At 62.9% G+C, this 17,923-nt stretch carries 15 protein-coding genes and 1 tRNA gene; 4 read left to right on the top strand and 12 right to left on the bottom strand.

Annotated elements, in window-relative coordinates; translation table 11 throughout:
* Nucleotides 1-33 precede the first annotated feature (33 nt).
* The 3 genes from ACSFCA_RS29440 to ACSFCA_RS29430 form a co-directional block, all read right to left on the bottom strand.
* Entirely contained in the window at nt 34-852 is an 819-nt protein-coding gene (locus ACSFCA_RS29440) for a BON domain-containing protein (protein ID WP_258352671.1), read from the bottom strand.
* Nucleotides 849-1,493 carry an SIS domain-containing protein gene (locus ACSFCA_RS29435; RefSeq protein WP_093057690.1) on the bottom strand — a complete coding sequence of 215 codons (645 nt, stop codon included), beginning with the start codon at nt 1,491-1,493 and terminating at the stop codon, nt 849-851. Before ACSFCA_RS29435 ends, ACSFCA_RS29440 begins: the two co-directional genes overlap by 4 nt.
* 87 nt (nt 1,494-1,580) lie before the next feature.
* Entirely contained in the window at nt 1,581-1,955 is a 375-nt protein-coding gene (locus ACSFCA_RS29430; protein WP_258352670.1) for a YraN family protein, read from the bottom strand.
* 54 nt (nt 1,956-2,009) lie between these two features.
* On the opposite strand from ACSFCA_RS29430, the gene rsmI reads away from it, so the two are divergent.
* Nucleotides 2,010-2,960 (top strand): 16S rRNA (cytidine(1402)-2'-O)-methyltransferase, encoded by a 951-nt coding sequence (gene rsmI / locus ACSFCA_RS29425; protein WP_435461950.1) that lies wholly within the window; start codon nt 2,010-2,012, stop codon nt 2,958-2,960.
* 2 nt (nt 2,961-2,962) lie between these two features.
* Here the strand turns inward: rsmI and ACSFCA_RS29420 are convergent, their stop codons facing one another.
* The 9 genes from ACSFCA_RS29420 to ACSFCA_RS29380 all read right to left on the bottom strand — a co-directional run bounded on the left by ACSFCA_RS29420 (nt 2,963) and on the right by ACSFCA_RS29380 (nt 11,867).
* Complete coding sequence (locus ACSFCA_RS29420) at nt 2,963-3,691, bottom strand: glutathione S-transferase (RefSeq protein WP_435461951.1); 729 nt, start codon at nt 3,689-3,691, stop codon at nt 2,963-2,965.
* A gap of 87 nt (nt 3,692-3,778) precedes the next feature.
* Complete coding sequence (locus ACSFCA_RS29415; protein WP_258352667.1) at nt 3,779-4,282, bottom strand: pentapeptide repeat-containing protein; 504 nt, start codon at nt 4,280-4,282, stop codon at nt 3,779-3,781.
* A 292-nt stretch (nt 4,283-4,574) separates the two neighbouring features.
* A complete protein-coding gene (locus ACSFCA_RS29410) occupies nt 4,575-5,258 on the bottom strand; it encodes a hypothetical protein (protein WP_435461952.1) in 684 nt (227 codons plus the stop codon).
* Nucleotides 5,259-5,287: 29 nt separating this feature from the next.
* On the bottom strand, nt 5,288-5,950 hold the full coding sequence (locus tag ACSFCA_RS29405) for an SH3 domain-containing protein (protein ID WP_435477461.1): 663 nt from the start codon (nt 5,948-5,950) through the stop codon (nt 5,288-5,290).
* Complete coding sequence (locus ACSFCA_RS29400; protein ID WP_435461954.1) at nt 5,934-7,247, bottom strand: N-acetylmuramidase family protein; 1,314 nt, start codon at nt 7,245-7,247, stop codon at nt 5,934-5,936. Before ACSFCA_RS29400 ends, ACSFCA_RS29405 begins: the two co-directional genes overlap by 17 nt.
* On the bottom strand, nt 7,247-9,910 hold the full coding sequence (locus ACSFCA_RS29395; protein ID WP_435461955.1) for a type VI secretion system Vgr family protein: 2,664 nt from the start codon (nt 9,908-9,910) through the stop codon (nt 7,247-7,249). The genes ACSFCA_RS29400 and ACSFCA_RS29395 overlap by 1 nt, the downstream gene beginning before the upstream one ends.
* A 239-nt stretch (nt 9,911-10,149) precedes the next feature.
* Entirely contained in the window at nt 10,150-11,010 is an 861-nt protein-coding gene (locus ACSFCA_RS29390; protein ID WP_435461956.1) for an inositol monophosphatase family protein, read from the bottom strand.
* Nucleotides 11,011-11,077: 67 nt separating this feature from the next.
* Nucleotides 11,078-11,152, bottom strand: a tRNA-Arg gene (locus tag ACSFCA_RS29385).
* A gap of 43 nt (nt 11,153-11,195) precedes the next feature.
* Nucleotides 11,196-11,867 (bottom strand): TetR family transcriptional regulator, encoded by a 672-nt coding sequence (locus ACSFCA_RS29380; protein ID WP_307617305.1) that lies wholly within the window; start codon nt 11,865-11,867, stop codon nt 11,196-11,198.
* A gap of 177 nt (nt 11,868-12,044) precedes the next feature.
* Between ACSFCA_RS29380 and ACSFCA_RS29375 the strand changes: the two genes are divergently transcribed.
* From ACSFCA_RS29375 to ACSFCA_RS29365, 3 genes are read left to right on the top strand one after another with little or no spacing between them, the layout of a single operon-like run.
* Nucleotides 12,045-13,328 (top strand): efflux RND transporter periplasmic adaptor subunit, encoded by a 1,284-nt coding sequence (locus ACSFCA_RS29375; RefSeq protein ID WP_258352661.1) that lies wholly within the window; start codon nt 12,045-12,047, stop codon nt 13,326-13,328.
* An 18-nt stretch (nt 13,329-13,346) separates the two neighbouring features.
* Entirely contained in the window at nt 13,347-16,508 is a 3,162-nt protein-coding gene (locus ACSFCA_RS29370; RefSeq protein WP_435461957.1) for an efflux RND transporter permease subunit, read from the top strand.
* Nucleotides 16,501-17,922, top strand: coding sequence for an efflux transporter outer membrane subunit (locus ACSFCA_RS29365; RefSeq protein ID WP_435461958.1), 1,422 nt, complete (start codon nt 16,501-16,503; stop codon nt 17,920-17,922). Before ACSFCA_RS29370 ends, ACSFCA_RS29365 begins: the two co-directional genes overlap by 8 nt.
* The last annotated feature ends 1 nt before the right edge of the window (nt 17,923 follow it).

The following is a 17,923-nucleotide window of genomic DNA, read 5'->3' as shown; positions in this document are numbered from 1 at the left end:
GGCTTTTTTCATTGTGACGCTGCCACCGGTTTGTCAGCGCACCGGCGAGGTCGTCGCGTTGCCCGAAGGCTGCGTCGACGTGGAGCCCGACCCAGGCAGCGGATCCATCGGCGGCAGCGGCACGCGCGAGGTGGAAGACGACGACGAAGGCGTGGACGGCGAGGCCGACGTCACCGGCGCCGGGCCCGTGCCGCCGCGCTGCGCCGCGGCCTGGTTCGCCGCCTGGCTGGCTGCCAGGTCTGCCTCGCTCACTATCTCGACCACGCGCACCACCTTCACCACACCCGAGATGCCGCGCGTGATTTCGGTGGCGCGATCGGTTTCGCGCCGCGTGGCGATGCCCATCAGGTAGACCGTGCCGCGCTCGGTCACCACCTTGAAGGAATTGGCGAAGATGTCCTTGGCGTCGAGCAGCGAGGCCTTCACCTTGCCGGTGATATAGAGGTCGTTCGAGCGGTCCTGGAAGGTGCTCGAGGCGCCGATGGTCAGCTCGTTCACCACCGAGCGCACGTTCACGATGCGGCTCACCTCGTCCTCGACGCGGCGGCGGTCGGCATCGCTGCCCACGGCGCCGGTCAGCAGCACCTGGCGGTTGAAGCTGGTGACGCTCACGTACATCTGGTCGTTGGCGATGTCGCGCACGCGGGCCGCGGCACGCAGCTCGATGCCCTGGTCGTCCAGTTGCGCGCCCGAGCTGCGGCGGTCGGTGGCCACCATGCCCACGCCCACCACGGCCGCGCCACCCACGACGAGCGGCACGCAGGCAGAAAGGCCTGCAACCAATGCGGCGCCCAGGGTCAGGGCAAGGGCGAAACGCTGGGTCGATGTCGTCTTCATGGTCGTCATGGTCATGAGGAAGCTTCCTGTTCTCCGAGTAACTGGGCATCCACGCCGTCGCACAGGCAATGCAGCGCGATCTGGTGGATTTCGTGGATGCGTGCCGCACGCTCGTGCGGCACGCTGATCTGGACGTCGGTTTCGCGCAGCGCGCGGCCGATGGCGCCGCCCGAGCCGCTGCTGCCCGCGCCCGGAGCCGAGGGCACGCCCGAAACGGCATTGCCCAGCAGCGCGACCACGGTCATATCGCGCTCGTGCGCTGCAGCCACCGCGGCCAGCACCGACGCGGACTGCCCGCTGGCGCTCAGAGCGAGCAGCACGTCGCCGGCCTGGCCGAGCGCACGCACCTGGCGGGCAAAGCGATCGGAGTCCGCAGCACTGGCGCTGTCGGCCTCGGGGTCGGTAGTGTCGCCTGGCAGCGCGATGGCGCCGAGCTCGGGCCGCTCGCGTTCGAAGCGGCCCACGAACTGCGCGGCGAACTGGGCCGCCAGCAGGCCAGACACGCCGGCGCCGCAAGCCAGCACCTTGCCGCCGCTGGTCACGCAGGCCAGGATGGCCTGCATCGCTTGAGAGATGGGTTTGCTGAGGACCGGTCCGGTCTGGTATTTGAGGTCGGCACTATCGATGAAGTGCTGCTGAATACGTTGCTCGAGCATGAGGCGGGATGATAACTGGGGGTTGTGAAACAAGACGTGTGAGTTGTGGAGCCCTCGGCAGGGCTTCAGTTCCCCATGCAGGGCACATCAGCCGGCGTCGAAGGCGCCTTGAAGCCAGGTGATTTTCTCCTCGACCAGCACCACGTCGAAACGGCATGGCGGCACCGCGCGCAGCCGGCTCAGGTAGTGCTGCGCGGCGAACACGATGCGCCGCTGTTTCAGCCCGGTGATGCTGCCGCCCGCGCCGCCGTGCGTGCCGGCGCTGCGCTGGCGGACCTCGACGAACACCAGCGTGCCGCCTGAGGAGCCGCGCGGATCGCGCATGATCAGGTCGATCTCGCCGCCGCCGCGCCCGGGCGTCCGATAATTGCGCGCGAGCAGCAACAGGCCGGCGTCCCGCAGGTAGTCGAGCGCGGCGTCTTCCGCCGCATCGCCCCGATGCTTCGTTGTGGTGGTCTTCATGGCTCCCTGCCTGCAATCTTCTTTTTTGTTCGTTCATTCCGACGGAGAAACCTCTTGGCTTCACTCGCCCCTGCTTCTTTCGGCGCCGCCCTCGCGGCCGCGCACGACGCCGCGGGTGCGCAGCATTATCCGCAGGGCACGCTCTACGTGGTCGGCACGCCCATCGGCAACCTGGCCGACATCACGCTGCGCGCGCTGCATGTGCTGCAGTTGGTGGACGTCATCGCCTGCGAGGACACGCGCCACACGCAGAGCATGCTGCGCGCCTACGGCATCGACCGTCCCGGCGCGCGGCTGCTGGCGGTGCACCAGCACAACGAAGCCGAGGCCGCGCAGACCGTGGTCGCGCGGCTCGCGCAGGGCGAGCGCATCGCGTATGTCAGCGACGCCGGCACGCCCGGCGTGAGCGACCCCGGCGCGCGGCTGGCCGCAGCCGTGCGCGCGGCCGGGCAGCGCGTGCTGCCACTGCCCGGTGCCAGCAGCGTGACCACGCTGATCAGCTCGGCAGGCCTGGTGGCCGATGGCGGCGGCGACGGCAATGCCAGCAGCGCCTTCGTCTTTGCTGGCTTCCTGCCGAGCAAGGCCGGCGAGCGCGACACCGCCGTGCAGGCGCTGTCGCAGGAACCGCGGGCCGTTGTGCTGCTCGAAGCGCCGCATCGCATCGAAAGCCTGGCGCGTGCGCTGGCTACGCTGGGCGAGCGCCGCATCACCGTGGGTCGCGAGCTCACCAAGCAATTCGAGGAAATCGCCACCGTCGCGGCCGGTGCCCTGCCCGAGTGGTTCAGCGCCGACCGCGACCGCACGCGCGGAGAGTTCGCGCTGGTGCTGCACCCCGTGGCGGTGAGCGGCGATGGCGGCGCGGAAGGCGAACGCGTGTTGCGCCTGCTGCTGGCCGAGTTGCCCGTGAAGACCGCGGTGAAGCTGGCTGCCGAGATCAGCGGCGCGCCGCGCAACACGCTGTACGAGACCGCGCTGCGCATTCGCAATGGCGCGGAAGAGGCCTAGCCTTAGCCGTCCAGTTCGGCGTAGCGCCTGAAGATGCCGTCTTCGTTGAACGCGATACGGCGCGGGCTCTGCAGGTAGTCATGCACGCGCTGGCGGCGCCTCACGTTGGCGTGCAGCTTCTCGACCGCGGGCGTTGCGGCCAGCGCCCGGGCCGTGGCCTTCGGAAATGCGTAGTGCAGGCCGTCCACCAGCTGGAACAGCGACAGGTCCGCATAGGTCAGCACGTCGCCCACCAGGTGCAGGTTGCCCGCGGGATTGCGCTGCAGCACCCGCTCGAACCAGTTCAGGAACTTCGGGATGCGCTCGTCGCGAAAGGCCCGTGCACGCTGCACCGCCGCGTCGCGCTGGTCTTCGTAGTAAGCGTCGACCGAGATCGGATGGTGCGTGTCATGCGCCTCGGCCACCACGTCGGCGATGGTGAGCTGCAGCTGGTGCGTCCACAGCCCGTCGGACTCGCCCACGCCAGACAGGCCGAGCCGAGGCCCCAGGTACAGCAGGATCGCGGCGGTCTGCCCGACCACGATGTCGCCATCGACGAGAAAGGGCGGCGCGAACGCGGGGCGCGCGCTGTTGGGGTCGTCCAAACGCTCGCCGAGTGCGGACTCGCCTCCGCCCTTGGCTTCAGGTAGCCGCGCCACGTCGACATAGTCGGCGCCAGCCGCCTCGAGCGCGAGCCGCACGAATTCACCGCGGCCCTGGATGGTGGGCCAGTAATGGAGTTGGTAGGGCATGCGGCCATGGTGTCACGAGTGCGGGGACCATGGCAACCGTGCGCGTGTGCGCATGTCAGCGCAGCACCGTGCGGCTAAGAACGCTCGTCACATCGCGCTGTTGAGGATCGTGTCCTCAAACTCCAGCTGCTCGAAGTTGCTGCCCATGAAGTCAATGCGCTCACCGCGCAATCCAACGGCTTTGATCCGCGTACCGGTGCATTCGAGCAGCTTGACTTCAGACCAACGACCCTGATCGAAGCTGACCTCGTTCAAGCTGCATTGCATCAAGCAACTACCACTGAGGGTGCTTCGCTCGAACTCGGTGTACTCGAAGACACAGTTGACGAAGGTGCAGTCTGAGATCGAGATATCGCCGAAACCGCAGCCACTGAAGACACAGTCGGTGAACGTGCAGGCAACCCACCGGGCCTGATGAAAAGTCGTGCCGGTGAAACTGCTACCGAAGAACGCTGACTCGGTGAACTGGGCCAGATCGAGGTCAAGACCGACGTAGGCAGAACTATCTGCTTGTCCAACCAAGCCGGCCGGGGCACCGCCCGCGCCTTTGCGCCAGAGGTCGTGGTTGAGGATGATTTCTTGCGAGCTCATTGCGGTCCGTTCATTCGTGGCTTTGCTGGCGAGGAGGCCACTCGATGCGCGAGAGCTGAACTGCGGGAGAGCGAGCATTCCAGGCTTGCAGGCAAGCCTCGCTGCAGCACGGCCACCAGCCGAGCGGCCCGTCCGCAATCAATTCGCCACAACCTGCGCGGCACCATCGGGATTTTTGGAGTGTCGAGCGTGCCCGCAGGTAATTGGATTTTGTGCTGTGCGATTTTTGGGCGAGAGGCCTCAAATCCGTCTCAGGCTGATGTGATTCCTCCATCAGACCCTCCGACCATCATTAGTGAGAGATTGCATTACCAACATCGGACGATTTGATCCACCCAGAAGACTTTATTTTGTAAGCCCCCGTGCCATATCCAAAATAGCGATCAATATAAGAGAAATCAGCTTTTCTCTTGATGATCGCCACAAGATCGCCTTTCCTCAAAAGATCGCGCCTAGAGCCATTTACTTCAGATTTACCGCCATCCTCATCGTAGTAATTTGCGTCTTTTTTCAATACATAAATTCCAAGAACGGTCTTTTTTTCTTCCACAGAAAATCTGCCAGCAATTTTCTCATTTAATGAAAAGAGGCGCCATGGAAACAATCGGCACCCAGCACTTGGGAATTCAATTCGAATCCTCCAATCATCGCCTTCCCTATAAAGGTAACCATTCGCCTCGGCGCGAGAGTATCGATTTTTCTCTTGCGCGAATATTTTGCGCTTCTCATATTTTTTACTTTTATCTATAGTCTTGAAAATAAATTTGCACTCAAGTGACTTTCCATCCGCACGCGCCACATTCAAATAAGATCCACCAATCCTTCCCGCTTCTTCAAAGGCAATAAGCTCACCACTTGAAAAATAATAGAGCGTACCAGCCAGAGAACCCTCACACCACAGAAAGCACAACAAAATTGCGATGCTCCTCATATATTTCACAACAATCTCCCTGCCATTTAATTTACCTATTTGCACCCACCCTCACATTTCGGAAAACAGCGCTCCTAATTTGGAAAAGGATTCACGAGAGTTTCAGTTTTCACCCATCCCTCTGTTGTCTGATTACTCTTTGAGTTCAAAAATCGAATTTTAGAAAACCCCTCTTCTTCATCGACAACTGCCACAACATCCCCAGGAACAAGAAATACTCTCGATGAAGTAAAGCTTTTCCCTCGACTAAAAATGTTCGCCTTTTTTATCACCAGGCGCAAATAGAACGCGCTTACGCTTCCTATAACTTCAAACCGCATGACCTCTTGATCATCAGGACCGAGTCGAAAATTCCAGCCCGCCGCACTGTCGCAACCAGCATCTTGATGCCGCATCTGAACAATCCAACTAGAGCCACGGCGAAATATTGAAGCAGGACTATCAATTGACTTCTCTCTTTCTTCAAAAGAATTTCTCGTAAGAAAAGCCTTTGCCGGATATTTAACATCTATCCCTGATGATTTATCAGTGGAGTAAAAGAAAAACCTGCATTCAACAGAGTACGGCCGGACACCGCTCACTTTCGGCAACGCAGATCCGTAGTAGCCATACACCCTATCTTTTGATTCAAGAATCAAAAGCGTTGGATATTCAAATTGCAGCAATACTCCGGCATGCGCAAAATTTGCAGACAGAAAAACAACAAGCAGCAAAATTAGCTTATTTATTCTCATCATAGGCCTTTTTCATTTTTGCGGGATAATCTGGATTTTGAGCCTTCCAATTGGCACCGTTGTAGTAACGCGTGAAGCCCTCCCAGTCCTTATCGATCAGTGTTTTAATTATTGCCACCTCTTTGTTTTTCATTTTTATATATTCCATGAAAAGCTTGGCCTGCCCGTCAATAGATGCCATGCATTCATTGGCAAGATTTTCTGGACTACCGTATCCCATTGAATGCCAATATTCGCCCATCACTTGAAACGCTCCCCAAGAACATGACTCCACCGCCGCGGCACGATTCAATTGAGCCGCTTTGACTAGACGTTCATATTGCCAAATTCGTATAGGATCGGGCCCGTAATCGGCGGGCAGTTTGTAGCCACCTGGAATAGGGTTGCAGATATCAGGGAATTTTGCATATGGATGCTTTCCATTTGCAGGCTTTGTCAACTTGAAAAACTTATGGCGCTCAAACAATATGGCAGGCAGACCATTTGAAAAATAAGCCGCGCTATTACTTTCCGTTTTTGCCACTGCTCTGATTGCAGCCACTTCGCATCCGAGTTCTTTGGCCATCCTGGCGTACTGTGCCTCGGTTATTTCGGTTGCGATTGGATAATTCAACCGAGATCCAAGCACATACATTACAACTGTATGCGGCTTTTTGGTGTCAACCGCTTGGTAGTGATGTTCGATCTCTATCTTTGTTTTTGTTTTGCGAGTCTTTGGATCTATGGTCACAACTCTTTTCTTGATGGGGTGGTCCTTAATCACTTTCCCGGTTTCCGTCACCACCTGCTTGGACGCAATGTAAGGAGCTAACACCCCTGTCAATCGCTCCACCGTCATGATTTCCCCTTCCTTGACGCTGGGGATATTCAGATCCTGCTCCAGTTGCTCTTCAGCATCCAGTTTTGTAATGGCTTCGAGGTGGTATTCAGGACTCTGGATCGTGTAATTGTTGACATCCAGTTTGGGCGTGACAGTGCCTTTGAGATCCAAATCGCCGGTCCGTTTCTTGACGTAAATCTTGATCGGTTCGCCACGTTTGGCATCAGACCAAGTCGCGGCGGTGCCATCCTCGCCGGTGGTGGCGATCTCGCTTTTTCCGCCTCCCTCCATCTTGACGTCCAGCCCTTTGATGCCGTGCTTGACCGCATCCACGAACACAAAGGTGACTTCCACTTCAGGATCACCAGGCTTGCGCACAACTCCGACAGGGCCAGGCGGCGCCAGCTCGGAGGGAGGGAGGACATCGCCAGCAGTGCTTGGCTTGCCATCAGTTGGCGTATTGAAAGTCGGATTAGCCATTACCAGGCACCTTGGTTCTCGTGGTTCTGCTTGGCGTCACTGCCATTGGCTTGCTCGTGGTCATATCCGTGTTCATGCACCGTCCAATCGCCCGCCCCGATTTCGCAGCGCACCTTGGTTGATGTTTTCGTGCGGACCTGAGCAGTCGTCTCGGACACGTTGCCTTGCTGGATCAAGGTCTCATCCGGTAGATAGATTCGATACGGCTGGCCTTGCAGCACTGCAGCCATTGGGGCGTAGTCGACCAACGTGGTGACATCGAATTTCTGAACGTACTTGTGCTCCTCGTCTTGCTTGATTTCCGCAATGGGAAGAGTCGCGAAGGGCGCAGGCAGATTCTTCGGCCCTGCATAGCTATGAGTGCCCGCGTGCTCACGCCAAAGGCCTTTCGTCCCATGCACGATCCCCGAGGCGCTCCATTTGGTGAAGCTGCTGCCTCCATTGATCAGGATCTCTTCCTTGGCGGTGATGCTGATCTTGTTGGCCTCCAGCTTGATGTCGAGCTTGGCCAGCAGGTTGATGCTGTTCTGCAGGGCGACGATGTCTATGCCGGCGGTAGCGGCTGTCAGGCGGATGGCCTTGTAGGCGAAGAGGCGTGCGGCCTCCTTCACGCTGACCAGGAAGCCCTTGCCTGCGCTGATGCTGGTATGGCCACCGCTGCTCAGCGCGTTGTGGGTGATGCTGGCGATGTGGGTGGCGCCCGCCGCGGTGCTCTGGATGCCGGCCGCGCTGGCGAGCACGAGGTGAGGTTCGCTGAGTTCCGGAAACGCGCCTTGCTGCGGGCCACCATCGCCGCCCTTGCCCTTGATGGCGTCGTTCTGCTCCTTGAGAACCGTCGTGACCGCATCCTGGTCGCCCGCTTCGTGCGCCTTGGCTTCTTGGGCAGTTTGGCTCTGGCGTTCGTGCAAATCGCGTGCGGCTGTCAGGCGCGCCACGGTCTCCCCCAGGTCGGTGATATGCGCCTGCGCATTGGGTCGTGTCTCGGTGGAAAGCAACAGGCCCCTGGCGGCGCGCACTGCGGCATGGCCATCGGTACGCAGTTCGGCGCCCTCGCCGCGGTCGTCCTTGCGGCCTGCCGTGTCATCGATGCGACCGATGTGGCCAAGGCTCAGGCTGCTGCTGAGGTGGTCGCTCTTGAGTTGCGCCTGGATCTTTCCGGGGTGGTCGTCCAGCGCCAGATGATTGCCGCGTGCTCCGCCCGTACCGCCCGAACCATCGTTTGCGCTCAGCTCGCGGCTGCGAATGCCTGAGATATTCGTCTGTTCGGGCAAACGCCACGCCGGCATGTTCTCTGCGTTGAACACGCGTCCGGTGATGATGGGGTAGTCCGGATCGCCACTCAGAAAATCGACGATGACTTCATGGCCGATGCGTGGCAAGGCCGCTGTGCCGAAGGTGTCGCCGGCCCAGGACGTGGACACGCGCACCCAGCAGCTGGAGTTCTCGTTGCGCTGGCCGAGGCGATCCCAGTAGAACTGGACTTTGACGCGGCCGTACTGGTCGGCCCATATTTCTTCATTCTTCTGGCCGACCACGATGGCCGTCTGCGGACCACGCGTGCGAGGCTTTGGCGTGGTGCGCATCGGTCGCCATGCGTAGCTGACTGGCTGCGCTTCGAAGGCAAAGCGCTGGACGGAGCCCTCGCCGGCATTGGCACCTTCGCTGGCCTGGAGGTTTTCTTGCAGCTCGTATTCGACGCTGGTCAGAAGGTACTTCTGGTTCTGGTCGTTCCTTAGGTGGCTGGCGAGCTCGAAGGTATGGCCCGGTGCAAGCTCGCGCCGGTTGGAGCGCCCGCTCGCAACACAACGTGCGCTCAACTGCTCTTCGGTTCGGATGCGCGTGTAGGTCTCTCCGTCGTCGTGCTGCTTGTAGCCGCCGGGCCATGCGTACAGCTCGAAGTCGTCGAATGCATGACCCGAGTGCATTTGCAGCTGACTCGAGAGGTCCGCCCTGGGTTTGAGGGGGTCGTATTCATTGGTGAAGTGAAAGCCGGAGCGGACTTCTTCGCCGCTCTTCCATTCGTAGATGCGCTCGTTCGGCCCTGGGCCTCCTCCAGTCATGCCCGCCTTCTCCAGGGGATGGAAACGCACGGTATCCCCACCGGGCAGCGGATCGTGCGATGTGGCGATGTCGTCTGCGAACACGAGCACCTGTTGCGAGGCCTCGTGCCTGAAGTAGTAATAGATACCTTCGTGTTCGCACAGGCGCGAGACGAAGGCGAAGTCAGTCTCGTCGTATTGAGTGCAGTAGTCCCACGTGCGGTAACTGCGGCTGAGCTTCTGCTCGGAGGGAAAGCCGTAGCGCTCCAGCACTTCCATCACGATTTCGGGAACGCTCCTTGACTGGAATACGCGGAAATCGCTGCGCCTGGTCGCGAGCCACAGCCAAGGCCGCAACTGAAGTCGATAGAAAGAATGCCGGGCGTCTTCCTGCTGGAACCCGAATGCTGCGGCGATACCACCCAGGTAGCGCGTGCCGCCGCTTTCGGTTTGCACCGCCACGGTGGCGGGCTTTCCGAGCAGCAATTTCGGATCGATGCCGTTGCTGCTGCCCAGCAGGTCGATTACGAAATCGTAGAGCTGGCTCAGCACCTCACGACCGGCAAGCCGATGGAATTGCAGCGCCGCTCCCAGCGGCGTTTGAATAGTGACGCGGCGTGTCATTGCACCGCCGAAGACGCAAAGACGCACGCCGGGCGAACATGCCAGCGCGTGCCATCGAAGATGGACATGGATCCTCCCTGAAATCGCTCCGCTCTAACGGCGGTAAGCTTTGTCAGAGTATGTAAGTGCCTGGGGCTTTCCAGCAGGCAGCAGCGAGAAGTGCCTGCGAATCCGTGAACGAATACACGCGCCAAAAGTGGCTTGCGTGCCTCGGCAAGAACGTTGGTTCCGAATGTTTACTACTGGTTGACTGTCGGATCACCTTCAGGCGAATCCGAGAAAAGAACGTCTCTCAACAAACTCCAAGAGCTCTGATCGGGCGCGCAGATCAACCCGCCAGTGAGATGGTCCGGCCTGTACGGCGACCCGTCGAAATGAGCGCTGTAGCCGCCTGCCTCTTTATGAATGAGCCAGCCCGCGGCGTGGTCCCAGGGCATCAGCTTGTTGTAGACCAGCGCGTGGCAATGGCCCGCGGCCGCCATCCTGTATTCATGCGCAGCACAGCGCATCCAGAAGTTCATGGCGACCTTCGGCAAATTTCGGATCACCGTCGAGCGCATCGGCTCCGGAAGAAAGTTCGTGCCGGCCACTACGTGCATCTGGTTGACCGGCACAGGGAGAGCGACCTTTATCTCCTTGTCGATCAGGTCGGCCCCTTGCCGCCAGGCACCGCCCCCGCGCACTGCGAATGACGTGTCGTCGCAGACAGGGTCATGGATGATGCCCAAGACGACCTCGCCTTGCACCGTGGCCGCAAGCATGACGCCAAAGAGAGGAACACCGGAAGAGAAGTTCTTCGTTCCGTCGATGGGGTCGATGATGAACGCGAGCTCGGCCGCTGCGATCCGCGACAGCACGCCGGGGTCGCGACCAGCCGCCTCCTCGCCAATGACGAGCGCGCCCGGATAGAGCTGAAGCAGCCGCTGCGCAATCTCGCGTTCCGCAGCCTCGTCTGCATCCGTGACCACGTCGAAGGTGGAGGACTTTTCTCTCGTGCTGCTGGCCATCGAGCCATTGAAGCGCGGCATGATCTCGGCGCGCGCGACTTCGGCCAGGATCTTCCCCACGATCACCGCGTCATGGCGAGTGAATGTTTTCATGCAGAGGCATTTCTCCGGGGAAAAATGAAAAAGGCCGGAAGCTTCTGAAAGCTTCCGGCCTTGTATCTGGTCCCGCCGCCAGGAATCGAACCTGGATCTCAGCCTTCGGAGGGCCGAATTCTATCCGTTGAAATACAGCGAGGAATTGGGGTCCGGCATGCACCGGAGCCACGCATTATCGCCTATCAGGCGGCGACCGTTTCGGCTTCAGCCGCAACAGCGGTGCCCGGCAGCGGCCGGGCGAACCCGAGCCCCGCCAGATAGACCCGGAAAGTGCGCCTTCCGGTGTGCACCAGGTCGAAGGCCTCGGGGTCGAGCAGCCAGTTCTGGATGAGCCCGCTGATGAGTGCGTGCAACCCCTGCGCCGCCGCGTTGCCCGGCAGCGGCAGCTTGATATGGCCGCGGCGCGCGGCCAGGCGCAGGGCCTTCTCGAAGTCGCCCACGCAGGCGTTGCGGGCGTCGAGGTGGCGCTGCTGCACCGAGGCCATGTCGTGGGTGTATTCGACCTTGTGGGTCGCCACGTCGAACACGCGGCGCACCTGGGGGTCGGTGGCCATGAGGGTGAGCGCGTGGATCATGCCCTCCTCGATCTCGGCCAGGGGGTCGTCGGTGACGCCTGCGGTGGCGGGCTTCGGCGCGGCTTCCAACGGCAGGATGACCCGCTCCATCATCGCGTTGAAGAGGTCGGCCTTGTCCTTGAAATGCCAGTAGATGGCGCCGCGCGTCGCGCCGGCCTGCTGCGCGATCTGCTGCAGCGTGGTCTGCGAAACGCCCTGCGCCTGAAACAGCAGCTCCGCGGCATCGAGCAACCGATGCCGCGTGGCCAATGCTTCTTCTTTCGTCCGACGTGCCACCAAGTCTCCTGATTTGTAAAGACAACGCCCTCTATGTATCGTGGGGCCATTCGCGGTTGTCACTATACATCCATGAATGTATGTAAACTCGCCGGTTTCCTCGATGGCCCACCTGGCTACACAGGTTTCCGGTTTGTTCCGCGAACGCGCCATCTCCCGTCTTCGCTTCAAAGGAATCGCATGCCTCTCCTGCATGTTTCGCGTCATTCGTCCTTTTCGCCGCGTCTCGCGACCGTGGCCGCCGTCGTCCTGCTGGTCCTTGCGGGCTGTGGCAAGAGCGATGCGCCCGCCGGTCCGGGCGGCGCCGGCGGTGGTGGCCATCCCCCTGCACCGGAGGTGGGCGTGGTGGTGGCTGCGCCGACCGATGTCGGCCTCGTCACCGAACTGCCCGGCCGCCTCGAGGCCTCCCGCGTCGCCCAGGTCCGCGCCCGTGCCTCGGGCATCCTGCTGAAGCGCGAATTCCGCGAAGGCAGCGACGTGAAGGCCGGCCAGCTGCTTTTCCGCATCGACCCCGCCCCGCTGGTGGCCGCCACGCAGAACGCCCAGGCCACGCTGGCCCGCGCCGAAGCCAATGCCGTGCAGGCCAAGGCCCTCGCCGACCGCTACAAGCCGCTGGTCGAAGCCAATGCGGTCAGCAAGCAGGAATACGCGACCGCCGTGGCCTCCGCCAAGCAGGCCGAAGCCGATGTGGCCTCGGGCCGTGCGGCGCTGCAGACCGCCAAGATCAACCAGGGCTATGCCGACGTGACCTCGCCCATCGCGGGCCGCATCGGCCGCGCCCTCGTCACCGAAGGCGCACTGGTGGGCCAGGGCGACGCCACCGAGCTCGCCGTGGTGCAACAGGTCAACCCGCTGTACGTGAACTTCACGCAGTCGGCCTCCGACGCGATGAAGCTGCGCCGCGCCGTGGCCGCCGGCCAGTACAAGCGCGCGAGCGGCGAAGAAGCCGCAACCATCCGCGTAGTGCTGGAAGACGGCACCGACTATCCGCTGGAAGGCAAGCTGCTGTTCTCGGACCTCACGGTCGACTCCACCACCGGCCAAGTCACGCTGCGCGCCGAAGTGCCCAACCCCAAGGGCGAGCTGCTGCCCGGCCTGTACGTTCGCGTGAAGCTCGAGCAGGCGCAGGCCACCAACGCGATCACGCTGCCGCAGCAGGCCGTCACGCGCACCCAGCAGGGTGACACCGTGTCGGTGGTCGACAAGGACGGCAAGATCAGCAAGCGCACCGTGAAGATCAGCGCCGCCAAGGACAACCAGTGGGTGGTGCTCGATGGCCTGAAGGCCGGCGAGCAGGTGATGGTCGACGGCTTCCAGAAGCTGCAGATGATGCCGCCCGGCACGCCGGTGAAGGCGGTCCCCTGGACCAAGCCGAATCCGAACGCCGCGGCCACGCCGGCCGCAGCGGGGTCCGCACCGGCGGCGCCTGCCCCGGCCGACAAGGCCGCGGCCGAGAAGAAGTAATCAGGAGCGCGCCCGCAAATGGCCAAATTTTTTATCGACCGACCGATCTTCGCCTGGGTGATCGCACTGTTCATCCTGGTGGTGGGCGGCGTGTCAATCACCCAGCTGCCGATCTCGCAGTACCCGCCGGTGGCGCCTCCCGCCATCGTCATCAACGTCGCCTACCCCGGCGCCTCGGCCCAGACGCTCGAGGACAGCGTGCTGTCCGTCATCGAGCGTGAAATGAACGGCTCGCCAGGCCTGATCTACATGGAATCGGTGGCCCAGGCCGACGGCACCGGCTCCATCACGATCAGCTTCGAGGCCGGCACCAACGACGACCTCGCACAGGTGGACGTGCAGAACCGGCTGTCGCGCGCGACGCCGCGCCTGCCGGCTGCCGTGACGCAGCAGGGCGTGCGCGTGGACAAGTCGCGCAACAACTTCCTGATGTTCGTGATGCTGTCCTCGGACAATCCGAACATCGACCCGGTGGCGCTCGGCGACTACACCGCGCGCAACGTCGTGCCCGAGTTGCAGCGCGTGGTCGGCGTGGGCCAGGCCCAGCTGTTCGGCTCCGAGAACGCGATGCGCGTGTGGATCGATCCGGCCAAGCTGCAGGGCTTCAACCTGTCGGCGACCGACGTCAACAACGCCATCCGCGCACAGAACGCCCAGGTGTCCTCGGGCACGCTCGGCGACCTGCCCAACATTCCCGGCCAGGCCATCGCGGCCACGGTGACCGTGAACGGCCAGCTCGTCAACGTTGAGCAGTTCAAGAACATCGTGCTGCGCGCCAACACCGATGGCTCGACCGTGCGGCTGAAGGACGTCGCGCGCGTCGAACTCGGCGGCCAGTCGTATGCCACCTCGGCCCGCCTGAACGGCGTGCCCGCGGTCGGTATCGGCGTCCAGCCCACGCCCAACGGCAACGCGCTGCAATCGGCCAAGGCGGTTCGCGCGAAGATGGCCGAACTCGAGCGCTACTTCCCGCAGGGCGTGAAGTGGAACATTCCGTACGACAGCTCGCGCTTCGTGCAGATCTCGATCACCGAAGTGGTCAAGACGCTGCTGGAAGCCGTGGCGCTGGTGTTCGTGGTGATGTTCCTGTTCCTGCAGAACTGGCGCTACACGATCATCCCGACCATCGTGGTGCCGATCGCGCTGCTGGGCACGTTCGCCTCGCTGCTGGCGCTGGGCTTCTCGATCAACGTGCTGACCATGTTCGGCATGGTGCTGGTGATCGGTATCGTGGTGGACGACGCCATCGTGGTGGTGGAGAACGTCGAGCGCATCATGAGCGAGGAGGGGCTGCCGCCGCTCGAAGCCACGCGCAAGGCCATGAAGCAGATCTCCGGCGCCATCATCGGCGTGACGGTGGTGCTGATCTCGGTGTTCGTTCCGCTCGCGTTCTTCGCGGGTTCGACCGGCAACATCTACCGCCAGTTCTCGGCGGTGATGGTGGCTTCGATCGCCTTCTCGGCATTCATGGCGCTGTCGCTCACGCCGGCACTTTGCGCCACGCTGCTCAAGCCGGTGGAAGCCGGCCACCATCACGAGAAGACCGGCTTCTTCGGCTGGTTCAATCGCGGCTTCGCGCGCACGGCCAAGGGCTATGAGAGCGTGGTCGCTCGCATCCTGCGCCGCGCTGCCCGCTACCTCGTGATCTACCTCGCCATCATCGGCGCAGTGGTGTTCACCTACACCCGCCTGCCGAGCTCGTTCCTGCCGCAGGAAGACCAGGGCAACATCATCGTGAACGTGCAGTTGCCGCCTGGTGCGACACAGGAGCGCGCGCTGTCGGTCATGCAGCAGGTCGAGGGCTTCATCCTGAAGCAGCCGGAAGTGCAGAGCATGGTGGGCGTGATGGGCTTCAGCTTCTCGGGCCAGGGCCAGAACGCGGGCCTCGCCTTCGTGACGCTGAAGGACTGGGACGAACGCAAGGACCCGGCGCACTCGGCCAGCGCGCTGGCCGGCCGTGCCTTCGGTGCGCTGTCGGGCATCCGCGACGCCTTCATCTACCCGCTGAGCCCGCCGCCCATTCCTGAACTGGGCAACGCCAGCGGCTTCAGCTTCCGTCTGCAGGACCGCTCGGGCGCGGGCCACGAGGCGCTGATCAACGCGCGCAACCAGCTGCTGGGCATGGCCTCGCAGAGCAAGGTCCTGGCGCAGGTTCGCCCCGACGGCCTGGAAGACGCGCCGCAGTTGCAGATCGACATCGACCGCGACAAGGCGAATGCGCTTGGCGTGAGCTTCGACGCGATCAACGCGACGCTGTCGACCGGCCTGGGTTCGAGCTACATCAACGACTTCCCGAACCGCGGCCGCCTGCAGCGCGTGGTGGTGCAAGCCGACGCTCCGGCGCGGATGCAGCCCGACGACCTGCTCAAGCTGAACGCCAACAACACGCAGGGCCAGCCGGTGCCGCTGTCGGCCTTCGCGACCACCAAGTGGGTCACGGGTGCCACGCAGACGGTGCGCTACAACGGCTACCCGGCGATCCGCATCAGCGGCGACGCCGCCGCCGGCTACAGCACGGGCGCCGCGATGGCCGAGATGGAAAAGCTCGCCGCGCAGCTGCCGCAAGGCTTCGGCTTCGAGTGGACCGGCCAGTCGCGTGAAGAAAAGCTCGCGGGCTCGCAGGCCATCGTGCTGTACGGCTTCGCGATCCTGGCGGTGTTCCTCTGCCTGGCTGCGCTGTACGAAAGCTGGTCGATCCCGCTGTCGGTGATTCTGGTGGTGCCGCTCGGCGTGCTGGGCGTGCTGGTGGCGACGATGCTGCGCGCCTATTCGAACGACGTGTACTTCCAGGTGGGGCTGATCACCATCATCGGCCTGTCCGCGAAGAACGCGATTCTGATCATCGAGTTCGCCAAGGACCTGCAGGCGCAGGGCAAGGGCGTCATCGAATCGGCACTGGCGGCTGCCCACCTGCGGTTCCGCCCGATCATCATGACCTCGCTGGCCTTCGGCCTCGGGGTGGTGCCGCTCGCGATCGCCTCGGGCGCCGGCTCCGCCAGCCAGCGCGCCATCGGCACCGGCGTGCTCGGCGGCATGGTGACGGGCACTGCACTGGCCGTGATCTTCGTGCCGGTGTTCTTCGTGGTGGTGCGCACGCTGTTCAAGGGCAGCGCGCGCCAGCATGAAGCCGACAAGCGACACGCCGAAGCCGCCGGCATCGCGGAGGAAAAACATGACTAAGAAACTGATTCCCACAGCCCTGGCCGCCGCGATGCTGCTGGCTGGCTGCTCGCTGATTCCGACCTACGAGCGCCCCGCCGCGCCGGTGCCCACCACCTACCCGGGCGACCCGACGCAGCCACCCGGCCAGGCCGCAGCCAACCTGCCCTGGCAGGACTTCTTCACCGACGCGCGGCTCGCGGGCCTGATCCAGACCGCGCTCGTGAACAACCGCGACCTGCGGGTGTCGGTGCTCAACATCGAGCAGGCGCGCGCGCAGTTCCAGATCCAGCGCTCGGCGCTGTTCCCGGCTGTGGGCCTCACTGGTTCGGGCTCGCGCTCGAGCCCGAACCCCTACCAGGCCTTCGACTCCAGCGTGGGCAGCGTGTCGTCGTCGTACAGCGTCAACCTGGGCTTCAACGCCTGGGAGCTGGACTTCTTCGGCCGCATCCGCGCGCTGAAGGACCAGGCGCTGGCGCAGTACCTCGCCACCGACGAAACGCGCAAGGCAGTGCAGATCAGCCTGATCGCGTCGGTCGCCAACGGCTGGCTCACGCTGCTGGCCGACGACGAGCTGCTCGAGATCACGCGCCAGACGATGGTCACGCGCGAAGAGTCGGTGCGCCTCACGAAGATGCGCTTCGACAACGGCGTGTCGTCGGAGCTCGACTTCCAGGCCGCCAACTCGCTGCTGGAAACGGCGCGCGCCTCCTATGCACAGCAGCAGCGCACGCGCGCGCAGGACGAAAACGCCCTCGCCCTGCTGCTGGGCGCGCCGGTGCCGGCCGACGCCACGGCGGGCGGCATCAAGGGCCTGGATGGCATCAAGCCGATGCCCGACGTACCGGCCGGCCTGCCTTCCGACCTGCTGGCCGAACGGCCCGACATCCGCTCGGCCGAGCAGCAGCTGATTGCGGCCAACGCCAACATCGGCGCGGCCCGCGCGAACTTCTTCCCGCGTGTGTCTCTGACGAGTTCCATCGGCACCGCGAGCAGCGAGTTCTCGGGCCTGTTCGACCGCGGCTCGAAGGCCTGGTCCTTCGCACCGACAGTGACGCTACCGATCTTCGACGCCGGCAGCAACATCGCCACGCTCGACTCGGCCAAGGCCGGGCGCGAGATCGCGGTGGCGCAGTACGAGAAGTCGATCCAGACCGCGTTCCGCGAAGTGGCCGATGCACTCGCGGGCCGCGCCACGCTGGGCGAGCAGGTGCGCGCACAGCGTGCGCAGGCCGATGCGGAGGCGGTGCGCTTCAAGCTCTCCGACCTGCGCTATCGCAACGGCATCGCCAGCGCGCTCGACCTGCTCGACGCACAGCGCTCGCTGTTCACGGCGCAGCAATCGGCCGTGACCACGCGCCTGCTGCAGCTGCAGAACCAGGTCACGCTGTACCGGACGCTGGGTGGCGGCTGGGCCACACGCGACAAGGGCTGAG

The organism is Variovorax multivorans, from assembly GCF_051216835.1.
Taxonomy (GTDB): domain Bacteria; phylum Pseudomonadota; class Gammaproteobacteria; order Burkholderiales; family Burkholderiaceae_C; genus Variovorax.
This window is presented reverse-complemented; position numbering and strand designations above follow the sequence as displayed.

Bases quoted from the DNA above. Each gene is read 5' to 3' on its own strand.
- ACSFCA_RS29440 (WP_258352671.1), bottom strand. From the start codon at position 852: ATGACCATGACGACCATGAAGACGACATCGACCCAGCGTTTCGCCCTT.
- ACSFCA_RS29395 (WP_435461955.1), bottom strand. From the start codon at position 9,910: ATGACACGCCGCGTCACTATTCAAACGCCGCTGGGAGCGGCGCTGCAA.
- ACSFCA_RS29435 (WP_093057690.1), bottom strand. From the start codon at position 1,493: ATGCTCGAGCAACGTATTCAGCAGCACTTCATCGATAGTGCCGACCTC.
- ACSFCA_RS29365 (WP_435461958.1), top strand. From the start codon at position 16,501: ATGACTAAGAAACTGATTCCCACAGCCCTGGCCGCCGCGATGCTGCTG.
- ACSFCA_RS29375 (WP_258352661.1), top strand. From the start codon at position 12,045: ATGCCTCTCCTGCATGTTTCGCGTCATTCGTCCTTTTCGCCGCGTCTC.
- ACSFCA_RS29405 (WP_435477461.1), bottom strand. From the start codon at position 5,950: ATGATGAGAATAAATAAGCTAATTTTGCTGCTTGTTGTTTTTCTGTCT.
- ACSFCA_RS29390 (WP_435461956.1), bottom strand. From the start codon at position 11,010: ATGAAAACATTCACTCGCCATGACGCGGTGATCGTGGGGAAGATCCTG.
- ACSFCA_RS29430 (WP_258352670.1), bottom strand. From the start codon at position 1,955: ATGAAGACCACCACAACGAAGCATCGGGGCGATGCGGCGGAAGACGCC.
- ACSFCA_RS29415 (WP_258352667.1), bottom strand. From the start codon at position 4,282: ATGAGCTCGCAAGAAATCATCCTCAACCACGACCTCTGGCGCAAAGGC.
- ACSFCA_RS29370 (WP_435461957.1), top strand. From the start codon at position 13,347: ATGGCCAAATTTTTTATCGACCGACCGATCTTCGCCTGGGTGATCGCA.
- ACSFCA_RS29420 (WP_435461951.1), bottom strand. From the start codon at position 3,691: ATGCCCTACCAACTCCATTACTGGCCCACCATCCAGGGCCGCGGTGAA.
- ACSFCA_RS29400 (WP_435461954.1), bottom strand. From the start codon at position 7,247: ATGGCTAATCCGACTTTCAATACGCCAACTGATGGCAAGCCAAGCACT.